Raw genomic sequence first — 22,571 nt, 5'->3', positions numbered from 1 at the left:
CCCTACCAGTTCAGGGACGACGGCAGGCGCGGCGAGGACAGCAGCTTGCTAAAACGCCGCCAGCGCTCGTTCGGGTCCTCGGTGCCCTCTTCCACATAGTCGGCCACCAGTTGCTTGCCCCAGTTGTAATTGATCACATAAGCGCCGTAGGCATCCACAAAGCGCTTGCGCTGCTGCGCCTTCTCCGGGCTCATCAGTGTGTACTGCTGGAACAGCTCAACCACCTTGTCGCCGTCAATCTCGCCATCGATATACTGGCGCGCTATTTCATTGCCGGCAAAGCCCAGCTCATCGATCAGGGCCAGCACGTGGTCATATTTTTCGGCATTCGCCGGATCCATGCCCGCGAGCGGGTACAGTACTTCTTTTTCGAACTTCGTCTTCTCCTCGCCGGGAAACGCCAGCTCGATACCATAGTTGGCGCTGCCCTCGGCGATCAGAGACTGGGGGCTGAACAGCGGATAGACGCTGTACTCGACCCAGCCGCGCTTGTTGACCAGTTCATCCTCCAGCAATGCATTGTAGGTGTGGTGGCCCGGATAGCCCTCGTGACAACCGAGATCGATGGCGCGGTCGATCATGATGGGCAGTTCGGTGTTGACCTGGATCAGGCTCTGCGCCTTGCCCTGATACCAGTTGTAGCCACTCCAGGGCTTGTCAGTGACGTATTCCAGTACGAAATTTTCATCGGCCGGCAGCTGGATATGTTGCTTGGTGCGCTCGCGGCAGGCGTCGATGGCTGCCTCGAATACCGCCTCCAGCTTGTCGGTGGGGATTTCAAACTGTTTTTTGAATTCCCGCACCCGCACAGGCAATGGCTCATCACCAGGCAACAACTGCTCCAACGCCTGCAGTACCGGTCCGAACTCGGCAAAATTCTGCTTTGGCGGTTGCGTGTCATAGAGCAGCTGCGCCTCGCGCTCGAAATTGCGCTGCGTGCTACCGGCCAGGCTCTCCGCATGCGCAATCAGTGCGCGCAGCTGGGTTTTCAGGTAATGCACGCGCAGATTTTCGATGGAGCCGTCTTGCTTTTTCACTTCCGGCAGCTGCTGCATTAACTCCTTGCCGCGTGCGGCGATATCGGCCGGCTTGGCCTGGCTGTTGGCCGCTGCTTCCTTCCACTCCTGCGGACCATAGTAAGCGTCAACATAACTGTCGTCATGGTTGCCCAGCTCCAGCACCAGCTGCACATAGCCCTTTGCCACTGCATCCATGTTCGCTTTCCCCGCGTCGGTGGCCGCTGCCTGCTCGGAGACTTCCGCCTCCACCGCGACCGAATCTTCGGTCGGCGCTTCTCTCTTCTCTCCACAGGCACCCAGTGCCAGCAGTATTGCCATCAGCGGCAGCAGTCTGGACAAATTGTGCGATAGATTCATAGCGATTCCCTTACTGACTGGTTGTCATATTCTGATTCTCGTTCACGGCGCGCGCTAAGTCGGCGCGACCTCAAACCGCTGCTGGACTGTGTGCAGAGCGTCCTCCACTTCCGCGGCGGCGCGTTCGGCGGATTCCAGCGCGCCCTCCATATAGCCGAACCACTCGACGGCAAACTCGGTACCGGCCCAGTGGATAGGCCCGTTGTGCTCGCGCAGGCGGGCCCCATAGCCGGTCCAGGTACCCGGAGCCATCAGCGCGGCGTAACAGCCGCGGGTCCAGCTCTCACTGCTCCAGTCCCTGTCGACATATTCCAGCGGCCGCCGGGCGCGCTCGCCAAAATACTCCGCAAAGCAGTCCAGCACCAGCGCACGCCGCGCGTCGGCGCCGGCAGAACTCAGTTTCCGGGCCGTATCGCCCTCCAGAAATCCCATCAACAGCCCCGATGCCTTCCCCACCTCGGAGTTGTCGAAAGTCACCCGCACCGGTCCGGCCGGACTAGCCACCTGACCGGAGAGCTGCTCGCGCCGCCAAAAAGGCTCCTCGTAGCGCGCAACACACTTGATGCAGGCCCCGGCCGGCATGCGCTGTAATAACTGGTCGCGCCACGGCGGCAGTGCCGGTTCGAAGCGAATACGCAGCGCCTGATTCGGTGGCAAAGCGACGATGACGCGCTCACAGACCAGGGAGCCGGCGAAATGCCGCACCCGTAGGCGGCCATCGGGCAGCTGCTCCACCGCTTCTACCGGCGCGCTCAGCTGCACGCGATTACCCAGTTCCCGCGCCATGCGTTCGCACAGCCCCGCAGTGCCACCGTGCACCCGATCCTGTTGGGCGCCGCCGGTCACCGCCAGCAGGGTTTCCAGTGAGTTGCCGGAGCGCGCGTAAAAGAGCGCGTGCAGCAGTGACAGTTCGGCCGGCTCGGCGGCAAATACCGCCCCGATGCCAACCGCGAATAATTCCCGCGCGAGACTCATGCGACAGTTTTTCTTCAGCCAGGAATCCAGCGTCATCGAATCCCACCGCCGCGCCTTGACGTGCTCCCAGGGCGCCGCGGGATCGATTGAGCGTGCCATCGCTTCAAATCGCGCCATCGCGATGCCCAGGTCCGCCAGTGCCAGCGGATTGATTTTCGGGATGGTGCCGCGGTAGCGGCGCAGGCGCCCGTGCAGCTGGAGCAGGTTATCGCCGCTGTCGTACAGGGGCCAGGTAGTCGCGCCCAGCTCCTCGATCAGTCGGTACATCCGCGCCTGCCCCGGCCCCACCCACTGACCACCGATATCGACGGTATCGCCGTTGGCGAAGCGGTGATTCTGCAGGCGACCGCCGACCCGGTCGCGCGCCTCGAGCACCTTGACGGAATACTTGTGCCGCAGCAGGCGCGCCGCCTGCAACCCGGAAATCCCGGCGCCGATTATGGCGACCTGAACCTGTTCCTGTGACATGCTTACTCGCTCAGTTCCCGTTATTTTTTTCTACCAGCCACAGACTGGAAATTACTGCGCCGTCACGGCGTTCGCCCTGCAACACCTCACCGTGCAGCACCGCGGTGGTCCGGCCGTCGTCCCCGAGATCCCACAGCTCGCCGCGGAAAAATGTATTGATGCCCGCGCGCAAATGCTTGCCGCGTCCAGCCAGCGCGTATTTGCGCCAGGCCTCGCCCTCGCTGAGGGTGCCTACATCGCGGCCACTGATGTCCGCCGGTGTGGCGGCACCGTTATAACCGCCCCAGGGCCTGTCCCAGATACCGTCGGGCGAGGAATAGGACGGCACCGCTACCAGCTCCGCACCTTCCAGCTGCCGCCAGGCTTGCGGATACCAACTGTCGGCACAGATCAGCACGCCCAGGCGGCCGAGCGGCGTATCGATAATCGGCAGGGGGCCCTCGCCCGGCTGGGTGAACGGCAGTTCGCTGTCGATCGGGTACAACTTCCGCACAGGTCCCGCCACTGAGCCATCGGCGAAGAACACAAAACTGCTATTGTAGATGGCGCCCGTTCCAGCCCGTATCTGATCGCGCTCAATCGAGGGAGATGGCAGCGCTATGGAACCGGCCACCAGGGTGACGCCGAACTCCCGCGCCAGCGTTGAAAACACCTGCTGGTACTGCTCGGCCATTGCACCCGCCTTGCTTTTGAACAGGGCCGCGGCAAAAGGATCAGCCGCAGTCTCATCGCGCCAGTGACGGAGGAAATCGGGCAGATTGCCCAGCGCCGCCCAGAACAGGGCCCCTGTGGTGCTGTCGCTCCGAAACGCCAGGAAGCTCTCCCCCTCTGCCACCAACCAGGTGCCAATATGCTCGGGAAACACCACCAGAGTCTGCTCACTCAGCCAGCCGGCACTTCGCCCCTGCGTCAGATAACCGCGCAGCTTGCGCTGCAACCGCTCGACACTGGCATAGTCTTCCGAGGTGAGATAGGGCTGGATCGATACCAGGTTGGCACTGCCTGCCTCGGCCTTATTCAGCGGTTCCAGCAGCACCGGTGGCTCGGGTGCTGCGGCTCCCTCGGGCAGCGGGATACGCAACAGAATTGCGAGCGTTGCAGTAACCAATACAGCAACCAGTAATAGCTTTCTTATCATTATTTTTCACGGCGCATTCTTATCATTGGCTACTATAGCGCCATAGTTACCTTCGATTAAGTCCGTGGCGTCGAATTGAGATTTACCGACCCGAGGAATCCAATGCCCCGTCTGACTTTCCGCTTCTACCGGGAACTGAACGATTTCCTGCCGCGGCACCTGCGCCAGCGGGATATCCAGCGGAGTTTTCTATTGGCCGGTTCAATCAAGGACGCGATCGAGAGCATCGGCGTTCCCCATACGGAGATTGACCTGATACTGGTCAACGGCGAATCGGTGGACTTCGACTATCAGTTTCGCGATGCCGACCGCGTCAGCGTCTATCCCGTGTTCGAATCCCTCGATATCTCCTCCGTCAGCCGCCTGCGCCCCCATCCCCTGCGGGAACCCCGCTTCGTACTGGACTGCCACCTGGGCCGACTGGCCCGCTATCTGCGCTTATTGGGATTCGACTGCCTGTTTCGCAATGACTATGCCGACGAGACCCTGCTGCAAATCTCCATTGAGCAGCGGCGTATTCTGCTGACCCGGGATATCGGCCTGCTCAAGCGCCGACAGCTGGAACGAGGATATTTTGTCCGCGCGACCAAACCGCGCGCGCAGCTGGCCGAGGTAGTGCAACGACTGCAGCTGCAGAGCTGCATGCGACCGTTTTCTCGCTGTATCGCCTGCAATGGCAGCATTGCCGCCGTGCGCAAAGAGGATATTGCACGGTTTCTGCCAGACAATACGCGACGCTACTTCCACGAATTTTTTCAGTGCCGCGACTGTCTGCGAGTCTACTGGAAAGGCAGCCACTATGAGCGCATGAAGCTACTCGTGCGGGAGCTCAACTTTGCTTCTACCTCAGCCGCACAGACGAGCTAAAAACCCGTCATCTGCTCCGCGGCCGCCGGGGTACCGAGTGCGGCAGTCGTCGCACTCAGCTTTCGCTAGCCGGGCGTTTCTCAGCCTCCACGGCGCCTTCCGCCAGCGGGTGGTCGCCTTCCTCCGCTATCTCATATTCCTCGGATACCGGAGCCCTGCGCAGCACCAGGAATCCGGCGATACCGGCAATCACCGAGGCGAGCAGCACGCCGGCCTTCGCCTGAATCAGCAGGTCCTGCTGATCGTAAAACGCCAGTTCGGCAATAAAGATGGACATGGTGAAACCGATGCCGCCCAGGAGGGCCACGCCGAAAATATGGTGAAAGCTTGCCGACTTGGGCAGTTTGCCAAGACCCAGTTTCCATCCCAGCCAGGTAGCGCCCACGATACCGATCAATTTGCCGACGACGAGACCGGCGATCACGCCGAGTGTCACCGGGTTGAATACCGCCTCGGAACTGGTGAAGCTGTCGATCGGAATACCGGCGTTGGCCAGGGCAAAGATGGGAATTACCAGAAAGGCCACCGGTGTATGCAGGCGTGTTTCCATCCGCTGCAGCGGCGACTGCGCCAGATTCACGCCGTTGCCCAGCGCCATTACCCGTGCGCGCAGCGCGTCGTTGGCGATGATTTTATCGCCGGGGCGAAAGCAGCGGTCGAAGCTGCGGATTATGTCCTTCACGAAGGTACTGAACGCGACGGGGTCATATTTCGGTCGCGCCGGCAGGGCCATCGCGGTGATCACACCGGCGATTGTCGCGTGCACTCCCGCCAGGTGGAGTTCGTACCACAACAGCAACCCGACAAACACGTAAGCCGGCGAACGGCGCACACCGGCGGCCTTCAACAGCCACATGATCACCACCAGACAGCCGGCGGCGATCAATGCGGTCATATTCACTTGCTCGGTATACCAGATGGCGATGACCAGAATCGCACCCAGGTCGTCGACGATGGCCAGCGCGACCAGGAAAGTCACCACCGAACGCGGCACGCGGTTGCCCAGCAGCGCGATACAGCCGACCGCAAAGGCGATATCCGTCGCCATGGGGATACCCCAGCCGCGCTCGCCCTCAGTGCCGATGTTCAATGACGCATAGATCGCCGCGGGCACCACCATACCGCCGATCGCAGCCATTACCGGCAGCACCGCCTGTTTCAGGTCTGAGAGTTCCCCCACCAGGAATTCACGCTTGAGTTCCAGGCCGACGAGAAAGAAGAAGATGGCCATCAGGCCGTCGTTGATCCAGTGGTGCAGGCTGAGGGAGAACTCCCAGTCACCTGCGTTCAGGCTGATGGGCAGATGCAGCAGGTGCTGGTAGGTGGCCTGCAGAGGCGAGTTGGCAATAATCAGCGCCGCCAGGGCGGACAGCATCAGCAGTATGCCACTGCTGCTCTGGCGATGGATAAACTCTTCAAAAGGAGTGACCAGGCGGCCGAACGCGCTTTCCAACGGCGCTTCAAATACCTTTCCCTTGCGAATCTTGAACTTGTCCAGAACGCTTCTCGCCATCGACCACTGACCTCCTTTCTAAAGATTAGCCCGCAATGCGCGCGGGCCGGTGCTTTCACCAACAGGGGCCAGAGGTTAGCATGGCAGCCGCTTATCCCACCATATTTTTAGAACTATAGTGCCACTCATGACCCGCCTGGATCTCTTGCTCGTGCAGCGTCAGCTCGCCAACTCCCGCACTCACGCCAAGAAACTGGTGGATGCCGGCCGCGTCGCGGTGTCCAGCGGTGGTAGCTGGCAGCCGGCCCAGAAGGCGAGCCAGGCCGTCGGCGAGGACTGGGAGCTGAAAGTGGAGCCGCTGCCGGAGGACCGCTATGTGTCCCGCGCGGGGCTGAAGCTGGCGGCGATTCTCGATCAGACCGGCCTGGACCCGCAGGGCTGGCGCGCCCTGGATGTGGGCTGTTCCACTGGCGGTTTCAGTGACTGCCTGCTGCAGCGCGGTGCCGAACTGGTGGTGGGCGTGGATGTGGGCCACGACCAGCTGGCCCAGAAGCTGCGCGACGACCCGCGCATGCACCTGTTCGAAGGCGTCAATGCCCGCCATCTCGAAGCGTCACAGCTGGCTCCCTACGGTGACGCCGGTTTCGATGCGATTGTCATGGACGTTTCTTTTATTTCCCAAGCGTTGATTCTGCCGCAGCTGCCCGCACTGCTGAAGCCGGGCGGCTGTCTGCTGAGCCTGGTGAAGCCGCAGTTCGAAGTCGGGCCCGAAGGTATCGGCAAAGGCGGGCTGGTGCGGGATGCAGCGCTCTATCCGCAGGTACGCGACAAGATCACCGACCTGTGCCGGGAATTGGGACTCGAAGTCAGGGAATATATCGACAGCCCAATCAAAGGCGGCGATGGCAATCGGGAGTTCTTGCTGTGGGCAACCCGCGGCGCCGATCTGTAGGGGGTGCGCCCGGTTTTCGCCCTTTTGCATGCACTGCTGCAGAGCCTCGATTTAGGCGCAGTGGCGGCTCTGCTGCCGGGGTCGGTTTGCCAGATACGCTGTGAATACGTCCTTGTACGCTCTACGCGGCCATCCATGGCCGCGTAAGGTCTGGCAAACCGACCCCGACATCAGGGCCTTCACATAGATTTTGTCGATTCACCCGCCTTGATTTGAGTGAAAAATAAAACAACCTTCGGCTTGATTACGGCGATTCAATTTGAGCCCAGGTCCTGATGCCGGCGGCCTCGACTACAAAGCCAACGTCGGCACCGCCGGGCGAACGCGGGGCTCACCCCTGCAGTATCTCCGTCACCACCTCGGTCTTGACCGAATTGGCGATAAAGCACTGTTCGTGGGACTGGTGGTGCATCGTTTCCAGCTGCTCGCGGCTGGGCTGCTTTTCACCGGAGAAGGTAATCCGCGGTCGCAAGGTCACCCGGGTCATGGCCATCTTGCCGCCATCGGACTTTTCCATCACCCCCAGCGCCTCGTCGCGATACTCGTCCACGACGAATCCGCGCTTGGCGGCAATGGCGAGGAAAAACAGCATATGGCAGCTGGACAGTGAGGCGACAAAGGCCTCTTCGGGATCCACGTTTTCCGCCACCGAATAGGGCAGCGGCACTATATGCGGTGACGATGACGCCGGTACTTCGAGACCGCCGTCAAACTGCCAGGTGTGGCCGCGGCTGTATTGGTTGTCGGTGAAGGTAGCGTCTTCGCGCCGCCAGAGTACGGTGGAAAAATACTCGGACACAATGACCTCATGGACTGTCAACGCAACAGCTTTTCAAGCTTTGCCTTGAAGCGCTGCGGCTGCCCCTCGGTGGGGGAGCGGGTTCGGGTGGGTCGCAGCACCAACTGCCCCTGGCAGTTGGGGCAATTGCGCTGTAAATGCTCCGCACACTGCCGGCAATATGTGCATTCAAATGAACAGATAAAGGCCTGATCGGTGAGCCCCAGCGAGACGCCACAACGCTCGCAGCTGGACTTCATTCTTAACATGGCAGCCCCGTGCAATTCCTATCTCGGCGCTCAAATGCGCCCTAAGTACGACCGCCGATCTCAATGACCGGCGGCCGCCAAACTGGAGAAGGCGGGTTGCCAGAGAAAAATTGCTGGTTATTCCGCCTCGATTTGCTGGTCGGTGCGCGCCGCCATGATGAAGTCGTTCTTGTGCAGCCCCTTGGCTTCGTGGCTCCACCAGGTCACAGTCACCTTGCCCCACTCAGTCAGCAGTGCCGGGTGGTGACCCACCTCCTCAGCGATAGCGCCAACGCGATTGGTAAACGCCAGCGCCTGCTTGAAATTGCGGAACTTGAACACGCGCTCCAGCTGCATGATTCCGTCGCGGGCCACGGGTGTCCAGTCGGGTATTTGTCGCAGCAGCTCTGGCAGTTCTTCATCACTTACCAGCGGTGCATCGGCGCGACAGGCTTCACATTGTTGTTGGGCCAGATCTGTCATATCAGCGGTCATGGATTAGTCCTCAAAAATCTTTGGTTATTATGGACTCTTTTGAGTTGGAGCCCACTCTAACCGCCGCCTCTCGAGGAAACAAGCGCACCGACCAAAAACACATTTTATGTGGTTTTCACCCCACTTAATGGGACGGAGTGCTAAAAATAGCGCAAAGAATTATTGTGCGAATAATCATCACGAAAGTTCACCCGGGGAAGCCGACGCCTTCACCCGCGCGCACACGAATATGTTAAGTTGCAGTATCTGCAATTTTTTCCAGCAACGAGTAAGAAGCCGAAATTGAGGATCGCCATGAGATCGACTATCCCCGCCCTCGCCCTGCTGCTGAGCCTCAGCGCCTGCGACCAGCAGGCTGCCGACAGCGCCCGCCGGGAACAGGCGCGAGCACCCGCGCCCGTCGAAACCAGCGCAGAAACCCAGCAGGCATTCCAGCAGCTGAGTGAAGAGTTTGTCACCGAACTCTGGCAACTGTTCCCGTCCTGGGCGGTCCGCGAGGGCTACTACAAGGTGGCGGAGCAACTGCAGATACCCGACGATGCCTATCGCAAGCGCATGCTCGATTTCGCCGCCACTTACAGCCGCAAATTTGGCAACCTGGACAGCAGCCAGCTCGACCCCAATGCCAGCAGCGATCTGGCCCTGATCCAGAATTTCCTGTCGCGCATCCAGTGGCAGCTCAAGAAGTTCAAGTCTCACGAGTGGAATCCCGCTGATTACAACGTCTCCCACGCTTTCGCGCTGATCCTGAACACCGACTACGCGCCGCTGGACGAGCGGCTGCGCACTTTCAGCAAGCGCATGGCCCATGTACCGGCCTACTATGAAGCCGCAGAGCAATCGCTGCGCACGCCGGCATCGCCGCAACTGGTACTGGCCATTCAGCAAAACGAAGGGGCGCTCAGTGTATTCGGCGAGGAGCTCGAACAAAAACTCGCCGAAAGTGGCCTCAGCGACGAAGAAAAGCAACAGTTCAAGCAGCGCCTGGAGCAGGCACGCCAGGCTATCGAAGAGTACGTCACCTTCCTGCAGACCAAACACAGCGATCTGGAGAAAACGCAGAAATACCGGAATTTCCGCATCGGCGAAAAGCTGTACGAGGAGAAATTCAAATACGATATCCAGATCGGCATGACCGCCAGCGAGCTCTACGAGCGCGCGCTACAGGAGAAGGACACGCTGCACGGGAAGATGAGCGAGCTGGCGGACAAATTGTGGCCCGAGTATTTCCCCGAATCACAGCCCCCGGCGGACAAGCTGGCAAAGATTTCCGCAGTGTTGGAAAAACTGTCCGAGCACCACGCGACCAAGGAAACCTTCAAGGCGGAAGTGGAAAAGCAGATCCCGGAATTGGCGGCGTTTGTGACCGAACACGATCTGCTGACACTGGACGAGGACAAGCCACTGGTAGTGCGCACTACCCCGCCCTATATGCGCGGATTTTCCGTCGCATCCATCAATGCCCCAGGGCCGTACGACAAAGGTGCCAACACCTACTACAACGTCATGCCCATTGAGGATTTTTCCGATGAGCGCGCCGAGAGTTTCCTGCGCGAATACAACAGCTATCTGATGCAGATACTGAATATTCACGAAGCCATTCCCGGCCACTACACGCAGCTCGTTTACGCCAACCAGTCTCCGAGCCTGATCAAGAGCATTCTCGGCAACGGCGCCATGATCGAGGGCTGGGCCGTCTACACCGAGCGCATGATGCTGGAAGCCGGCTACGGCAATTTCTCACCGGAGCTGTGGCTGATGTACTACAAGTGGAATCTGCGCACCGTCATCAACACTATTCTCGATTACGAGATCCAGGTGAAAGGTATCGACGAAGAACGAGCCATGGATTTGATGGTACGCCAGGGATTCCAGCAAAAAGCCGAAGCCATGGGCAAGTGGCGCCGCGCCACCCTGAGCCAGGTGCAGCTGACCAGCTACTTCGCCGGCTACCAGGACATCCTCGCCCTGCGCGAGGAAATGAAGCAGAAGCTCGGTGAGAAATTTAACCTGAAGGAATTCCACGAAAAATTCCTCAGCTACGGCAATGCACCGGTACCGGTGATTCGGGAGTTGATGCTGGCGGAGTTGCAGCAGAACTGAATTAGTTTCCGACGCACCGCCACTGTACTTTGGGATGGCCCGCACGCCTCGTAGCGGATTTTGTGGCGGCCCTGCTACCGGAGGCTTTTTGCGGGACACGGGCTAGGCGCCCCCCCTAAATCCATCCCTGGAGGCTTGTCGGCCGGGTCCCTCCGGCCGACAGTCCCTCAAAAAGCCTCCGGTAGCAGGACCTTCGCGTCGGGCACATCGCGCAACCAACTATCGCTTCAACAAAGAATAGGTAGAACTACAAAGTCGATGCAAAGGCTCTGATGTCGGGGGCCTCTTGCGGGACCGTCGGCGGCCAGGGACGGCCGCCGACGAGCCTACATGGATGTACTCGTGGCGTGTCCCGCAAGAGGCCACCGGCAGCAGATCCGCCACAGAACCAACTACGGAGCACGCAAAAAAAAAAGCCGGGCCCCTCGCGGAACCCGGCCTTTTGCCACAAGAGGGAAGCGGTTAAACCGCACCCTCCTCGATCTTCGCTTTCCAGATCAGCGGCCCGGTGTTGTGCACCGACTCGCCCTGGCTGTCCACGGCCACGGTCACCGGCATGTCCTGCACCTCGAACTCGTAGATCGCTTCCATTCCCAGTTCCGGGAAGGCCACTACCTTGGCGTCCTTGATCGCCTGGGCCACCAGGTAGGCGGCACCGCCGACAGCCATCAGGTAGACCGCCTTGTTGTCGCGGATCGCGTCGATCGCGGTCGGGCCGCGCTCGGCCTTGCCGATCATGCCCAGCAGGCCGGTCTCTTCCAGCATGGTGCGGGTGAACTTGTCCATGCGCGTGGCAGTGGTCGGACCGGCCGGGCCCACTACTTCCTCGCGCACCGGGTCGACCGGGCCCACGTAGTAGATAAAGCGACCACTCAGGTCCACCGGCAGCTTCTCGCCCTTGGCGAGGATGTCGACCATCTTCTTGTGCGCAGCATCGCGGCCAGTCAGCATCTTGCCGTTCAGCAGCAGGGTTTCGCCCGGCTGCCAGCTGAGCACGTCCTCGCGGGTAACCTCATCGAGGTTCACGCGGCGGGTGTTGCCGCCGGCCTCGCGGGTGATTTCCGGCCAGTCTTCCAGCTTCGGCGGTGTCTGGCGCGCGGGGCCGGAACCGTCCAGGGTGAAGTGGGTGTGGCGGGTGGCGGCGCAGTTGGGGATGATCGCCACCGCCTTGTTGGCGGCGTGAGTCGGGTAATCCTTGACCTTCACGTCCAGCACGGTGGTCAGGCCGCCGAGGCCCTGGGCACCGATACCCAGCTTGTTGACCTTGTCATACAGTTCCAGGCGCAGCTCTTCGGCGCGATTGCTGGCACCGCGCTCTTGCAGCTCCTGGATATCGATCGGGTCCAGCAGGGATTCCTTCGCCAGCAGCATCGCCTTCTCGGCGGTACCGCCGACACCGATACCCAGCATGCCCGGCGGACACCAGCCGGCACCCATCTGCGGCACCATCTTCAGCACCCAGTCGACCACAGAGTCAGACGGGTTCAGCATTGCAAACTTGCTCTTCGCCTCACTGCCGCCGCCCTTGGCCGCGACATAGACTTCGACGGTGTCGCCGGGGACGATTTCGTAGTGAATCACCGCCGGGGTGTTGTCACCGGTGTTCTTGCGGGCGCCGTCCGGGTCCGCGAGGATGGAGGCGCGCAGCACGTTGTCCGGGTTCATGTAGGCGCGGCGCACACCCTCGTTGACCATATCGGTCACGCTCATGTCCGCATCCCACTGCACGTTCATGCCCACTTTCAGCTTCACGGTCACGATGCCGGTGTCCTGGCAGATGGGGCGGTGGCCCTGGGCACACATGCGGGAGTTGATCAGGATCTGGGCCATGGCGTCCTTGGCCGCCGGGTTGGCCTCCTTCTCATAGGCCTTGTTCAGGGCCTGAATGAAGTCCTGCGGGTGGTAGTAGGAGATGAATTGCAGCGCGTCGGCAACGCTGTCGATCAGGTCGTCCTGGCGGATAGTGGTCATTGGCGCTCCAGTCTAGGTCTCTGGCGGTTATCGTCTCGAGGCGGGCGATTTTACACGAAATGTGGGGTTATTGGCGGGCTTTGCGTTCTATCAAATGGATACAAAAAAGGGCGAACACTGGGTTCGCCCTTTCAGTCACGATGACAGGTCAGCGCTACATGGACGAGGCGGTGGAACCACCCTGCAGCGAGCGAATGGCATCGCGCAGCTGCACCAGGTCCTTGTTCACCGAACGGCGGTAGGCATCGATGGACTCCACGGCCTCTTCGTTGGCGCCCACGCGCGCGGTCAGGTCGCTGCGCACGGATGCCAGCTGACGCTCCAGTCGCGCCAGCTTGTCAGCGGTCTCGCGCTGACTGGCGGTGTTGGACTTGCGCAGCTCTGCCAGCGCGGACTCCACGGCGGCAATCTTGCTGACGCTGGCACTCAGGCCGTTGACCTTGCCGGTCAGGGCCGCAACCTGCTTCTTGTTGGCTTCCGCAATGCTCTTGTTCGCGGCGATGCCCTTGCGGTTGGTATCGTAGGCCACACCCCAGAGCTTGCGGATCTCGGCGGCATTGTCCTTGACCTTGGCATTCAGCACATCCACCGACGCCGAGGATTCCTCATCGGACATCTCGAAGCGCTTCTCCAGTTCGGCGATACGGCCCTCGGCATCGACCAGCTGAACCCGGCTGATCTGCCACTGCTGATACAGGAAGGCCGCCGCACCGAGGCCGGCCAGGGCCAGGATCAGCGCGAACAGACCCAGTACCGAGAAACCGCCGCGGCGCTCCTCCACTACCGGCGCCGGCTCCGGCGTACGGGGGGCGCTGCGACCAATTGGCCGGTTGTCCAGTTGCGGTTCGAGGGCGGCGCTGCCGTCCAATGTGGGCTCTCTGCGTTGCATGTTTCAAAATACCCGATATTTTTAATGGACCCGCGCTATTGTGAGTTTCGTGGGCGCGGGACCGGTGATTGGTCGAATTGAGCGGCAGTTATACCAAAAACTGACGAAAAAGTAAGCAGTTACAGTTGAAGCCTAGCAGCCGGGAGCCAATAGGCGCCAGTTGTGATCCCCCGCCCGCACCGGACCGTTTTTGCAGCAAAAAGGCCGAGAAATCAACAATATTCCATTCAGACCCTTGTTAATGTGAATTTACGCCTTATTCAGCACAGATGCCGGCTTAATTCTGAAATGCCGCGCGTGTAGAATGCCCCCACCAATAACCTGAGACAAAGGAAGGAAGACACCATGGCTTTCGAATTGCCCGACCTCCCCTACGCGAAGAATGCCCTGGAACCGCACATCTCCGAGGAAACCCTGGAGTATCACTACGGCAAACACCACAAAACCTATGTGGACAAACTGAACGGCCTGCTGGAAGGCACCCCGGACGCCGACAAATCCCTGGAAGAGGTGATCAAGTCCTCCTCCGGCGGCGTCTTCAATAACGCCGCCCAGGTCTGGAACCACACCTTCTACTGGAACTGCCTGAGCCCGAATGGCGGCGGTGAGCCGACCGGCGCCGTGGCCGAAGCCATCAACAAGGCCTTCGGCTCCTTTGACAAGTTCAAGGAAGAGTTCAGCACCAGCGCAGTGAACAACTTCGGTTCCGGCTGGACCTGGCTGGTGAAAAAAGCCGACGGCTCCGTTGCCATCGTCAACACCTCCAACGCCGGCACGCCGTTGACCGAAGCGGACCAGACTCCGCTGCTGACCTGCGACGTGTGGGAGCACGCCTACTATATCGACTACCGCAACCTGCGTCCGAAGTACCTGGAAGCCTTCTGGGCTCTGGTTAACTGGGACTTCGTGAATCAGAACTTCGCCTGATTGCGACCACAGTGAGAAAGCGGGCCCAGTGCCCGCTTTTTCCATTCAGAACTACGATAAAAACGACAACAACACCTCGAATACCGGGAATGCAACCATGAAGTTGACACCAACCCTGCTCGCCGCCGCTATCAGCGCGCTGGTTATGACAGGCTGTGACCGCGGCCAGGAATCCAAGGCTCCGGAACAGAGCGCTGCCGAAGTCACAGTCGAGAGCGCAGAATCTGCAACCGCACCTGCTGCCAAGGCAACCGAAGCGGACGCCGCGGCGATCGCCCAGGCCAACCAGATGTTCGAAGATTTCTTCCAGGAACACCTGAACCGCAGCCCGGAATTCAAGACCTTCCTCGGCATGAAAGACGACTACGGCAAATGGAATGACCTATCGCCGGAGTTCGAGGAAGAGAGCTACCAGATCAACCAGCGCCAGCTGGCCAAACTGAACAAGCTTGATCCGAGCAAACTGGACGATGCCACCCGCCTGAGTCTGAAACTGGCCAAGCGCAATCTCAACGAGGAAATCGAGGGCTACAAGTGGCGCCTGCACTCCTACCCGGTTAACCAGATGTATGCCGTGCACACCGGCGTCGCCTCGCTGCTGATCAATCAGCACCGCATCGATGACGTCAGCGATGCCGAAGCGTATATCGCCCGACTCAACGCCCTGCCGAAACACTTCGCGCAGCTGCAGCAGAACCTGGAAGAGCGGGCCGAAGTGGGCACCATAGTGCCGAAATTTGTATTCCCCTATGTGATCAGCGACGCGCAGAACCTGATTACCGGTGCCCCGTTCGACGGCGGTGAAGACAGCACCCTGTTCGCCGACTTCAAGGGCAAGGTAGACAAGCTGGAAATCCCCGACGAGAAGAAGCAGCAGCTGGTCGGCAAGGCAAAATCGGCACTGCTGAGCAATGTCCAGCCCGCCTACAGCAACCTGATTAAGTATCTGCAGAAACTCGAAAAACGCGCCACCACCGACGACGGCGCCTGGAAGCTCGCCAATGGCGACGACTTCTACAACTTCCGCCTCAACGTCTACACCACCACCGACCTGACTGCCGATCAGATTCACCAGACCGGGTTGAAGGAAGTCGCGCGCATTCACGAAGAAATGCGCGAGATCATGGAGAAGGTGGGCTTTGAAGGCAGCCTGCAGGAATTCTTCGAATTCATGCGCACCGATAAGCAGTTCTACTACCCGAACACCGATGAAGGTAAGAAAGAATACCTGGACAAGGCCACCGCGATTATCGACACGATGAAGGGCCGCCTGGATGAACTGTTCATCACCAAGCCCAAAGCCGAACTGACCGTGAAGGCGGTGGAGCCCTTCCGCGAAAAGTCCGCCGGCAAGGCGTTCTATCAGCGCCCCGCCCCCGATGGCTCGCGCCCCGGTATCTACTACGCCAATCTGTACAACACCAATGATATGCCCACCTATCAGATGGAGGCCCTGGCCTACCACGAGGGCATCCCCGGCCACCATATGCAGCTGTCCATCGCGCAGGAACTGCAGGACATCCCGAAGTTCCGCAAGTTCGGCGGCTATACCGCGTACACCGAAGGCTGGGGCCTCTACTCCGAGCTGGTGCCGAAGGAGATCGGCTTCTACCAGGATCCCTACTCGGATTTCGGCCGCCTGGCGATGGAACTGTGGCGCGCCGGCCGCCTGGTAGTGGATACCGGCATGCACAGCAAGAAATGGACCCGCGAGGAAGCCATCGATTACCTGAAGGTGAACACCCCCAACCCGGAAGGCGACGTGACCAAGGCCATCGAGCGATACATCGTCATGCCGGGACAGGCCACCGCTTACAAGATCGGCATGCTGAAGATTGTCGAGCTGCGCGAGAAGGCCAAAAACGAACTGGGTGATGATTTCGATATCCGCGCATTCCACGACACCATTCTCGCCAACGGCGCCGTGCCGCTGGATGTGCTGGAAGATCTGGTGGACGAGTGGATTGCCGAGGTCAAAGCACAGCAGTAACAACTGCCGCCAATAGAAAGGGCCGCCCATGGGCGGCCTCAGACTATTGATAAACCCCTGCATTTCGTTTTGAGCCGGTGCGGTGGCGGCCAAGTACTAGGACGAGTATTTCGAAACGCTGTGAATACATCCCTGTAAGCTCCGGCGGCGACGGTCCGGCCGCTCCAGGCATTCACGGCGCCTTCGGCCCTGTCGCCGACGGTTCGAAACACTCGTCCTAGCACTTTGCCTTAAATTTTGACTGCGTAACTTTGTCAGAAAACTGGGGCCGCCAATGGGCGGCCTTTTTTTTCGCGATTTTCAACAGTTCGCTGACGCAGTTGCGCCACACACCAGGATCCGATGGCCACTGCGATGTTCAGCATGTCGGTGCACACTGCGCACCGACGACCGTCGCATCACTGGTGTGGCGAAACTCCACTCAGCCCCGCTGGTCGTCGATCCAGTGATTGACCTGATTCTCCAGCACCGCCAGTGGCATGGCCCCATTGGTCAGCACGACATTGTGGAACTGGCGAATATCGAATTCACTGCCAAGCTCCGTACGGGCCTTCTCGCGCAGCTCGAGAATTTTCATCATGCCGGCCTTATAGGCCAGTGCCTGACCCGGCCAGACCAGGTAGCGTTCTATTTCGGTGGTGACTTCGCTCTCGGCCATACCGGTCTTCTCCACCATATAAGCGATGGCCTCTTCGCGGCTCCAGCGCTTGTAATGCATGCCGGTGTCCACCACCAGCCGCACCGCGCGGAACATCTCTGCCTGCAGCCGGCCGAGGTCGTCATAGGGGTCTTCCTGGAAGCCGGCCTCTTTTGCCACCCGCTCCGCGTAGAGTGCCCAGCCCTCGGCATAGGCGGTGAACAGACCCAGCTTGCGGAATGTCGGCACACCCTGCAGCTCCTGGGCAATGGCCAACTGGAAATGATGGCCCGGCACCGCCTCGTGATACGCGAGGGTGCGCATGCCAAACTTTTTCGTCTCACTCACTTCGCGCAGGTTGGCGTAAAAGATTCCGGGGCGGGAACCATCCATCGCCGGCGGGTTGTAATAGGCACCTGCGGATCCCTGCTCCTTGAACTCGGGAACCCGCCTTACCTCAACACCCATGGCGGGCTTGACGTCGAAATAAGCCGTCAGGCCGGTATCGATTTCATCAATGATCTGCTGGTAATCGGTGATGATCTGCTCGCGGCCAGCAGCGGAATTTTCATACAGAAATTGCGGCTGTTCATTCAGGAGTGCGAAGCGCTCGCCGATGGTACCGCTGTCCTGACCCAGGCTGGCGAAGATCAGGTTCATCTCCCCTTCGATACGCGCCACTTCGGCCAGGCCGGTGTTATGCAGCTGCTCGGGAGTCATATTCGATGTGGTATTGCTGCGCACCTGGTAGGCATAAAAATCATCGCCATCCGGCAGGCTCCAGACACCGTTGTTCCCCTGCGCCTTCGGCTGCAGTGTCTCGTAGTAGGCGATCAGATCGCGGTAGGCCGGATACACATCGGTCTGAATCAGGGATGCACCATTTGTCAGAATCCGCTCGCGATCATCCGCCGGCAGCTCCTCAATTTTATCGAGGCGCTCCACCAGGGACGTGTACAGAATGTTTTCGGTTACCGGGACGCCGATAAAACCGCGCATTTCCCCGAGCACACTGTCGATGACAAAGCGCGGCGGGATGATATTGCGCTCCTCGCGGATCTTCAGCCCGTCGAGCACCTGGCCAAATTTGCGATCCACCTCACTGAGTCGCGACAGGTAGTAGTCGGCCTCTTTGACATTGGTTATCTGGTGTATTTCGGCGAGGAACTCCGGCAATTCATTCTGCTCACCGGACATCTGGTTAAGGGGATAGTTGTGGTACTGCCACCGCTCACCCTCGACCATATTGTTGAGAAAATATTCGAGGACATCGAAGGAAACCGCCTGCTGCCCTTCGAGCCCAGTACGATCGTACCGACGCAACACGGCCAGCTCATCCTTGATCATCTGCAACTGGCGCTCGCCTTCGGCTTCGGAAACGTCATCCAGGTGGGCATTGTGCCCGTCTATGCCGAACTGCTCGAACAGCCGCAGCTGCGATAGGATCTCCGGGCTGGTAGTGCCCAACTTGATAAATGCCCGCTCAAAGAAAATATTGATGGACCAGGGCTTGAAATAGATGGCGTTGATGGCGAAAGCCGAGACTGCCAGCATACCGGCCAGCAGTATTCCGCCAGTCCACTTGGCGATTCTTTTTATCATTTGCTTTGCTCCCAGTGAAAAACGCTTCATTGTCCCTATTTTTTTCACTGGGGTATATCAAAAATCACAATCGCCAGACAGACCGACCGTTTCTGCCGGCAAATGCCGTAAAACGGCCGAGGAAAGTTCAGTCGGTTGCGATGCTGGAACTAGTCACTGCCCTCTCTCACCGGCGAGACAAAGTCTCCGGGTTTCAGGGCCAGCAGCGAACAGCTGATTTTCTGTAGGATATTCTCAGCGGTATTCCCCATGATAAAGCCGGGAATACCGGTGCGCCCCACGGTGCCCATGACCAGTATGTCGAATTTCTTTTCCTCAATCAGCAGCGGGATATAGCGGTCCGGGCGGGCAATGGCGTGATTGATATCCAGCTTGCCACCGATGCCGGAGGCATGGATTAGCACGTCGAGCTTGGATCTGTGCTTGGAGCGCGCCGCCTCTGTCGCCTTGTCGAGTTCCTCATCGGAGGCACTGAGCGGGAAATTGTGGCGCAGGTATTCGTCTACATCGTAATCCCAGCAGGAAATGATATGCAGCTCGCCGCTGCAGGTATCCGCCAGTGTACGCGACCAGCGCAGCAACCGGATGGCGAGGTCATAGGCACTGGCCTCATCGCACTCCGGATCGACCGCCACCGCCACGTCAATTTTCTTATGCGAATCGGTGATAGGACGACACAACCACACCGGGCACGGACACTTGCGCAACAGTTCCATATCCATTGCCTTGAAGCCCTTGCGGCGGTTGCGACCCTCCACGTTTTTTATCACCAGATCGTAACCGTCATCGAGCACCCGGTGAATCACTCGCTCCGCCGGCCTGCTGCCGCAGTCGGTTTCCACTTCAAGGGCGAGCTGATCCTCCGCCAGATTCAGCCGCTCGCGCACGGTATTCAGGCTCTGCTGAACTCGCTGTGCCAGCGCATCCATGCAGAGCTGACTGTAGTCCTCGAAATCCTCGGGTATCGCCGGACATACCACCAATACCTTTACCGCGGCGTGATTGTTGCGCGCAATCGCCAGTGCCTGAAGCAAGCCACTGTCCTCGTCCCCTGTCGCGTGGCTCACATACAGAATGTTATGAAAATTTTGCATATCACCAGCCTTTGTTCTAAAGCTCTAGAAATTAACAATAGTCAAAGTCCTTTCGGACCCGGCATAGCTGCCACAATTTATTATTGTGGCAGCCGCTCGACTCAAACCGGAAATTCCATATTGCGATGTGTGCTTCTGCGCAGCGCAACAGGCGATCACAGCGGAATCAATCGATGGCAAAATCGGGCCAGATGCACGCTTTCTACCTGGGTATAGACACCCATGAGGAACCGATCGTCTTTATGCGCAGCGAATGCGATATCTGCCGCGCTGAGGGCTTTACCGCCAATACCCGCCTGCAGATCCTCACCGGTGATAAAAACCTGATTGCCACGCTCAATATCGTCAACCCATCGGTGCTACCGCCGAACCACATCGGTTTTTCCGACAGCGCCTGGCACTACCTTGGACTGAAAAGAGGCCAGCCGGTGCGCGTGCGACATGCGCCACTGGTGGGGTCCCTGTCCTCCCTGCGCAAGAAAATTTACGGTCACGAGCTGAATGCGCTGGAAATCAACAGCATCATTCACGATATCGGCCGCCGGTTTTATTCCGATATCGAGATCGCCAGCTTTCTGACTGCCTGCGCTGGCGGTCGCCTGTCACTGGCGGAGATTACGGCCCTCACTCGCGCCATGGTCAATACCGGCAACCAGCTGCACTGGCCCGGCCAGGACCGCGTTTTCGACAAGCATTGTGTCGGCGGCCTGCCGGGCAATCGCACCACGCCGATCGTCATCGCCATTGCGAGCACCGCCGGCCTGATGATTCCCAAGACATCGTCCCGCGCCATCACCTCGCCCGCCGGCACTGCGGACACCATGGACGTCCTGACCGAGGTGGACCTGACGCTCGAACAGCTGAAAAGGGTCGTTACCGAAACCGGCGCCTGCCTTGCCGCCGGCGGCAAGGTTGGGCTCAGTCCCACCGATGACCTGTTGATACGCGTCGAGCGCGCATTGGACCTGGACAGCGAGGGGCAGCTGGTGGCCTCGGTACTGTCAAAAAAGGTCGCCGCCGGCTCCAACCACATATTGATCGACATGCCGGTCGGGCCCACGGCCAAACTGCGCGACCTGGACCAGGCGGAGAAACTGGCGGAGCTGTTCTACGGTGTCGCCGCCGCACTGCAACTGCAGATTCGCTGCGTGATAACGGACGGCACCCAGACCATCGGCAATGGCATAGGCCCGACCGAGGAGGCGCGCGACGTGCTCGCCGTACTGCGGAACAGTGCCGATGCCCCGCGCGATCTCACCGAGCGCGCGCTGTATCTCGCCGGGCAGATGCTGTCGATGTACTCCGGCGATTCCGAGTCCGCCGCACTGGAACAGGCGCGGGAAATCCTCTATTCGGGCCAGGCGTGGCAGCAGTTCAGGCGCATCTGTGGGGCTCAGGGCGGCCTCAAGGAAATTGTTGACGCCCACTATCATTCCGAATTACGCGCCAAGCACGCGGGACGCCTGCTGAAAATGGACAACCGCCGGCTGGCGCAGCTGGCCAAGCTCGCCGGTGCGCCCTCGTCCACCGCTGCGGGGCTGCGCCTGCGCGTCAAAGTTGGCGACTCGATTGTTCCAGGCCAGCCACTCGCCACCCTGTATGCGGACAGCGCCGGCGAGCTGGCCTACGCTCGGGATTACTTCCGGCAGAACCGCGACCTGTTTGAGATCGATATTGAACAATGATGCCGTTACTTTTTTCTCTCGACCTTACCCTGCCCCTGTTCCAGCCGCTCTGCGACGGACTGCCGGCAGAGGCCGGGGACCTCGAGTACCGCCACTTTCCCGATGGTGAAAGTTACCTGCGAGTTGGCAGCGAAGTGATCGGGCGCAACTGTATAGTGCTCGCCGACCTGAGCCGCGCCGACTCCCAGTTCCTGCCGCTGCAATTCCTCGCCGCCACACTGCGCGAACTGGGCGCCCGCTCGGTGGGGCTGGTGGCGCCCTACCTTTGTTACATGCGCCAGGATCGCCGCTTTCATACCGGTGAGGCACTGACTTCGCGACTGTTCGCGCGGTGGATTTCGCAGGAAATGGACTGGATGATTACCGTGGACCCGCACCTGCACCGCTATCACAGCCTCGCGGAAATTTACTCCATCCCCACCCGCGTCCTGGCCGGCGCGCCGGCACTGGCGGAGTGGCTCAGCCGGCGCGGCGAGGCCTGCCTATTAGTGGGACCGGACGCCGAGAGCCGCCAGTGGGTCGAAGGGATCGCGGCAAAAAGCGGTCTGCCGTTTATCGTCGGACGCAAGGAGCGCCGCGGTGATCGCGACGTCACAGTGAAGTTACCGGACATCACCAATGAGCAGGCGGCACTGCACAGTGCGCTAATCGTCGACGACGTGATATCCAGTGGCCACACGATTCTGCAGACGATTAGCGAACTGAAGAGCGCCGGATTTTCTGCTATCGACTGTATGTCCGTGCACGGAATCTTTGCCGGCGACGCCAGGCAACAGCTCCTCAACGCCGGCCTGCGCAACCTGATTGTCAGCAACAGCATCCCCGGACAGTCGCCGGCAATCGACCTGAGCCCGCTGCTGCTGGAACCGATCCACGAAATGCTGGCTAGCGCGCACACCTAAAACACTCGCTATGGAACCTGA

At 59.8% G+C, this 22,571-nt stretch carries 18 protein-coding genes; 7 read left to right on the top strand and 11 right to left on the bottom strand.

The genetic code is table 11. The features are described 5' to 3' along the window. Nucleotides 1-2: 2 nt before the first annotated feature. The 3 genes from BUC36_RS15265 to BUC36_RS15255 are packed head-to-tail and all read right to left on the bottom strand — an operon-like array spanning nucleotide 3 to nucleotide 3,957. Nucleotides 3-1,376, bottom strand: a complete 1,374-nt coding sequence (locus BUC36_RS15265; RefSeq protein WP_073276740.1) for a hypothetical protein — start codon at nucleotides 1,374-1,376, stop codon at nucleotides 3-5. Nucleotides 1,377-1,430: 54 nt separating this feature from the next. Then, the gene (locus BUC36_RS15260; RefSeq protein WP_073276738.1) at nucleotides 1,431-2,819 is read right to left on the bottom strand and encodes a flavin monoamine oxidase family protein; all 1,389 of its coding nucleotides are present in this window, start codon (nucleotides 2,817-2,819) and stop codon (nucleotides 1,431-1,433) included. A gap of 10 nt (nucleotides 2,820-2,829) precedes the next feature. Further along, nucleotides 2,830-3,957: a carbon-nitrogen hydrolase family protein gene (locus BUC36_RS15255; RefSeq protein ID WP_084536136.1), complete on the bottom strand. Its 1,128-nt coding sequence runs from the start codon at nucleotides 3,955-3,957 to the stop codon at nucleotides 2,830-2,832. A gap of 102 nt (nucleotides 3,958-4,059) precedes the next feature. On the opposite strand from BUC36_RS15255, the gene BUC36_RS15250 reads away from it, so the two are divergent. Further along, nucleotides 4,060-4,824 (top strand): Mut7-C RNAse domain-containing protein, encoded by a 765-nt coding sequence (locus BUC36_RS15250; protein ID WP_073276734.1) that lies wholly within the window; start codon nucleotides 4,060-4,062, stop codon nucleotides 4,822-4,824. Between the two features lie 55 nt (nucleotides 4,825-4,879). On the opposite strand, the gene nhaA is transcribed toward BUC36_RS15250, so the two are convergent. Next, nucleotides 4,880-6,337: a Na+/H+ antiporter NhaA gene (gene nhaA / locus BUC36_RS15245; protein WP_073276732.1), complete on the bottom strand. Its 1,458-nt coding sequence runs from the start codon at nucleotides 6,335-6,337 to the stop codon at nucleotides 4,880-4,882. Between the two features lie 127 nt (nucleotides 6,338-6,464). Here nhaA and BUC36_RS15240 point away from each other — a divergent pair, with 127 nt between their 5' ends. Continuing rightward, nucleotides 6,465-7,229, top strand: a complete 765-nt coding sequence (locus BUC36_RS15240; protein ID WP_073276730.1) for a TlyA family RNA methyltransferase — start codon at nucleotides 6,465-6,467, stop codon at nucleotides 7,227-7,229. A 331-nt stretch (nucleotides 7,230-7,560) separates the two neighbouring features. Here BUC36_RS15240 and BUC36_RS15235 read toward each other — a convergent pair whose 3' ends face one another. From BUC36_RS15235 to BUC36_RS15225, 3 genes are all read right to left on the bottom strand, one after another. Further along, the gene (locus tag BUC36_RS15235) at nucleotides 7,561-8,028 is read right to left on the bottom strand and encodes an OsmC family protein (protein WP_073276929.1); all 468 of its coding nucleotides are present in this window, start codon (nucleotides 8,026-8,028) and stop codon (nucleotides 7,561-7,563) included. Nucleotides 8,029-8,045: 17 nt separating this feature from the next. Continuing rightward, complete coding sequence (locus BUC36_RS19400) at nucleotides 8,046-8,267, bottom strand: DUF1272 domain-containing protein (RefSeq protein ID WP_407661784.1); 222 nt, start codon at nucleotides 8,265-8,267, stop codon at nucleotides 8,046-8,048. Between the two features lie 126 nt (nucleotides 8,268-8,393). After that, the gene (locus BUC36_RS15225) at nucleotides 8,394-8,750 is read right to left on the bottom strand and encodes a 4a-hydroxytetrahydrobiopterin dehydratase (protein ID WP_456085484.1); all 357 of its coding nucleotides are present in this window, start codon (nucleotides 8,748-8,750) and stop codon (nucleotides 8,394-8,396) included. Nucleotides 8,751-9,044: 294 nt separating this feature from the next. Between BUC36_RS15225 and BUC36_RS15220 the strand changes: the two genes are divergently transcribed. After that, nucleotides 9,045-10,853 carry a DUF885 domain-containing protein gene (locus tag BUC36_RS15220; RefSeq protein WP_073276726.1) on the top strand — a complete coding sequence of 603 codons (1,809 nt, stop codon included), beginning with the start codon at nucleotides 9,045-9,047 and terminating at the stop codon, nucleotides 10,851-10,853. A 462-nt stretch (nucleotides 10,854-11,315) separates the two neighbouring features. Here BUC36_RS15220 and BUC36_RS15215 read toward each other — a convergent pair whose 3' ends face one another. Then, on the bottom strand, nucleotides 11,316-12,824 hold the full coding sequence (locus BUC36_RS15215; RefSeq protein ID WP_073276723.1) for a fumarate hydratase: 1,509 nt from the start codon (nucleotides 12,822-12,824) through the stop codon (nucleotides 11,316-11,318). Between the two features lie 154 nt (nucleotides 12,825-12,978). Next, entirely contained in the window at nucleotides 12,979-13,713 is a 735-nt protein-coding gene (locus BUC36_RS15210) for a hypothetical protein (RefSeq protein WP_073276721.1), read from the bottom strand. A gap of 345 nt (nucleotides 13,714-14,058) precedes the next feature. Here BUC36_RS15210 and sodB point away from each other — a divergent pair, with 345 nt between their 5' ends. Continuing rightward, complete coding sequence (sodB, locus tag BUC36_RS15205) at nucleotides 14,059-14,640, top strand: superoxide dismutase [Fe] (protein WP_073276719.1); 582 nt, start codon at nucleotides 14,059-14,061, stop codon at nucleotides 14,638-14,640. 97 nt (nucleotides 14,641-14,737) lie between these two features. Next, nucleotides 14,738-16,630: a DUF885 domain-containing protein gene (locus BUC36_RS15200; RefSeq protein ID WP_073276925.1), complete on the top strand. Its 1,893-nt coding sequence runs from the start codon at nucleotides 14,738-14,740 to the stop codon at nucleotides 16,628-16,630. A gap of 421 nt (nucleotides 16,631-17,051) precedes the next feature. On the opposite strand, the gene BUC36_RS15195 is transcribed toward BUC36_RS15200, so the two are convergent. Both BUC36_RS15195 and BUC36_RS15190 read right to left on the bottom strand, forming a co-directional pair. After that, nucleotides 17,052-18,869, bottom strand: coding sequence for a DUF885 domain-containing protein (locus BUC36_RS15195; RefSeq protein ID WP_073276923.1), 1,818 nt, complete (start codon nucleotides 18,867-18,869; stop codon nucleotides 17,052-17,054). 149 nt (nucleotides 18,870-19,018) lie between these two features. Next, nucleotides 19,019-19,963: a universal stress protein gene (locus BUC36_RS15190; protein ID WP_073276717.1), complete on the bottom strand. Its 945-nt coding sequence runs from the start codon at nucleotides 19,961-19,963 to the stop codon at nucleotides 19,019-19,021. A gap of 173 nt (nucleotides 19,964-20,136) precedes the next feature. Here BUC36_RS15190 and BUC36_RS15185 point away from each other — a divergent pair, with 173 nt between their 5' ends. After that, nucleotides 20,137-21,648 carry a thymidine phosphorylase family protein gene (locus tag BUC36_RS15185; RefSeq protein WP_073276715.1) on the top strand — a complete coding sequence of 504 codons (1,512 nt, stop codon included), beginning with the start codon at nucleotides 20,137-20,139 and terminating at the stop codon, nucleotides 21,646-21,648. Then, nucleotides 21,645-22,550, top strand: a complete 906-nt coding sequence (locus BUC36_RS15180) for a ribose-phosphate diphosphokinase (protein ID WP_073276713.1) — start codon at nucleotides 21,645-21,647, stop codon at nucleotides 22,548-22,550. Before BUC36_RS15185 ends, BUC36_RS15180 begins: the two co-directional genes overlap by 4 nt. Nucleotides 22,551-22,571 lie beyond the last annotated feature (21 nt).

Origin of the sequence: Microbulbifer donghaiensis (genome assembly GCF_900129095.1) — a bacterium.
In the GTDB taxonomy this organism is placed as follows: Bacteria; Pseudomonadota; Gammaproteobacteria; order Pseudomonadales; family Cellvibrionaceae; genus Microbulbifer; species Microbulbifer donghaiensis.
The sequence above is the reverse complement of the archived record's forward strand: the minus strand, read 5'-3'. Positions and strand labels throughout refer to the sequence as shown.

Coding starts and splice junctions, on each gene's coding strand:
- BUC36_RS15185 (WP_073276715.1), top strand. CDS start 20,137: ATGGCAAAATCGGGCCAGATGCACGCTTTCTACCTGGGTATAGACACC.
- BUC36_RS15240 (WP_073276730.1), top strand. CDS start 6,465: ATGACCCGCCTGGATCTCTTGCTCGTGCAGCGTCAGCTCGCCAACTCC.
- nhaA (WP_073276732.1), bottom strand. CDS start 6,337: ATGGCGAGAAGCGTTCTGGACAAGTTCAAGATTCGCAAGGGAAAGGTA.
- BUC36_RS15190 (WP_073276717.1), bottom strand. CDS start 19,963: ATGCAAAATTTTCATAACATTCTGTATGTGAGCCACGCGACAGGGGAC.
- BUC36_RS15195 (WP_073276923.1), bottom strand. CDS start 18,869: ATGATAAAAAGAATCGCCAAGTGGACTGGCGGAATACTGCTGGCCGGT.
- sodB (WP_073276719.1), top strand. CDS start 14,059: ATGGCTTTCGAATTGCCCGACCTCCCCTACGCGAAGAATGCCCTGGAA.
- BUC36_RS15215 (WP_073276723.1), bottom strand. CDS start 12,824: ATGACCACTATCCGCCAGGACGACCTGATCGACAGCGTTGCCGACGCG.
- BUC36_RS15265 (WP_073276740.1), bottom strand. CDS start 1,376: ATGAATCTATCGCACAATTTGTCCAGACTGCTGCCGCTGATGGCAATA.
- BUC36_RS15220 (WP_073276726.1), top strand. CDS start 9,045: ATGAGATCGACTATCCCCGCCCTCGCCCTGCTGCTGAGCCTCAGCGCC.
- BUC36_RS15225 (WP_456085484.1), bottom strand. CDS start 8,750: ATGACCGCTGATATGACAGATCTGGCCCAACAACAATGTGAAGCCTGT.
- BUC36_RS19400 (WP_407661784.1), bottom strand. CDS start 8,267: ATGAAGTCCAGCTGCGAGCGTTGTGGCGTCTCGCTGGGGCTCACCGAT.
- BUC36_RS15250 (WP_073276734.1), top strand. CDS start 4,060: ATGCCCCGTCTGACTTTCCGCTTCTACCGGGAACTGAACGATTTCCTG.
- BUC36_RS15260 (WP_073276738.1), bottom strand. CDS start 2,819: ATGTCACAGGAACAGGTTCAGGTCGCCATAATCGGCGCCGGGATTTCC.
- BUC36_RS15255 (WP_084536136.1), bottom strand. CDS start 3,957: ATGATAAGAAAGCTATTACTGGTTGCTGTATTGGTTACTGCAACGCTC.
- BUC36_RS15200 (WP_073276925.1), top strand. CDS start 14,738: ATGAAGTTGACACCAACCCTGCTCGCCGCCGCTATCAGCGCGCTGGTT.
- BUC36_RS15210 (WP_073276721.1), bottom strand. CDS start 13,713: ATGCAACGCAGAGAGCCCACATTGGACGGCAGCGCCGCCCTCGAACCG.
- BUC36_RS15180 (WP_073276713.1), top strand. CDS start 21,645: ATGATGCCGTTACTTTTTTCTCTCGACCTTACCCTGCCCCTGTTCCAG.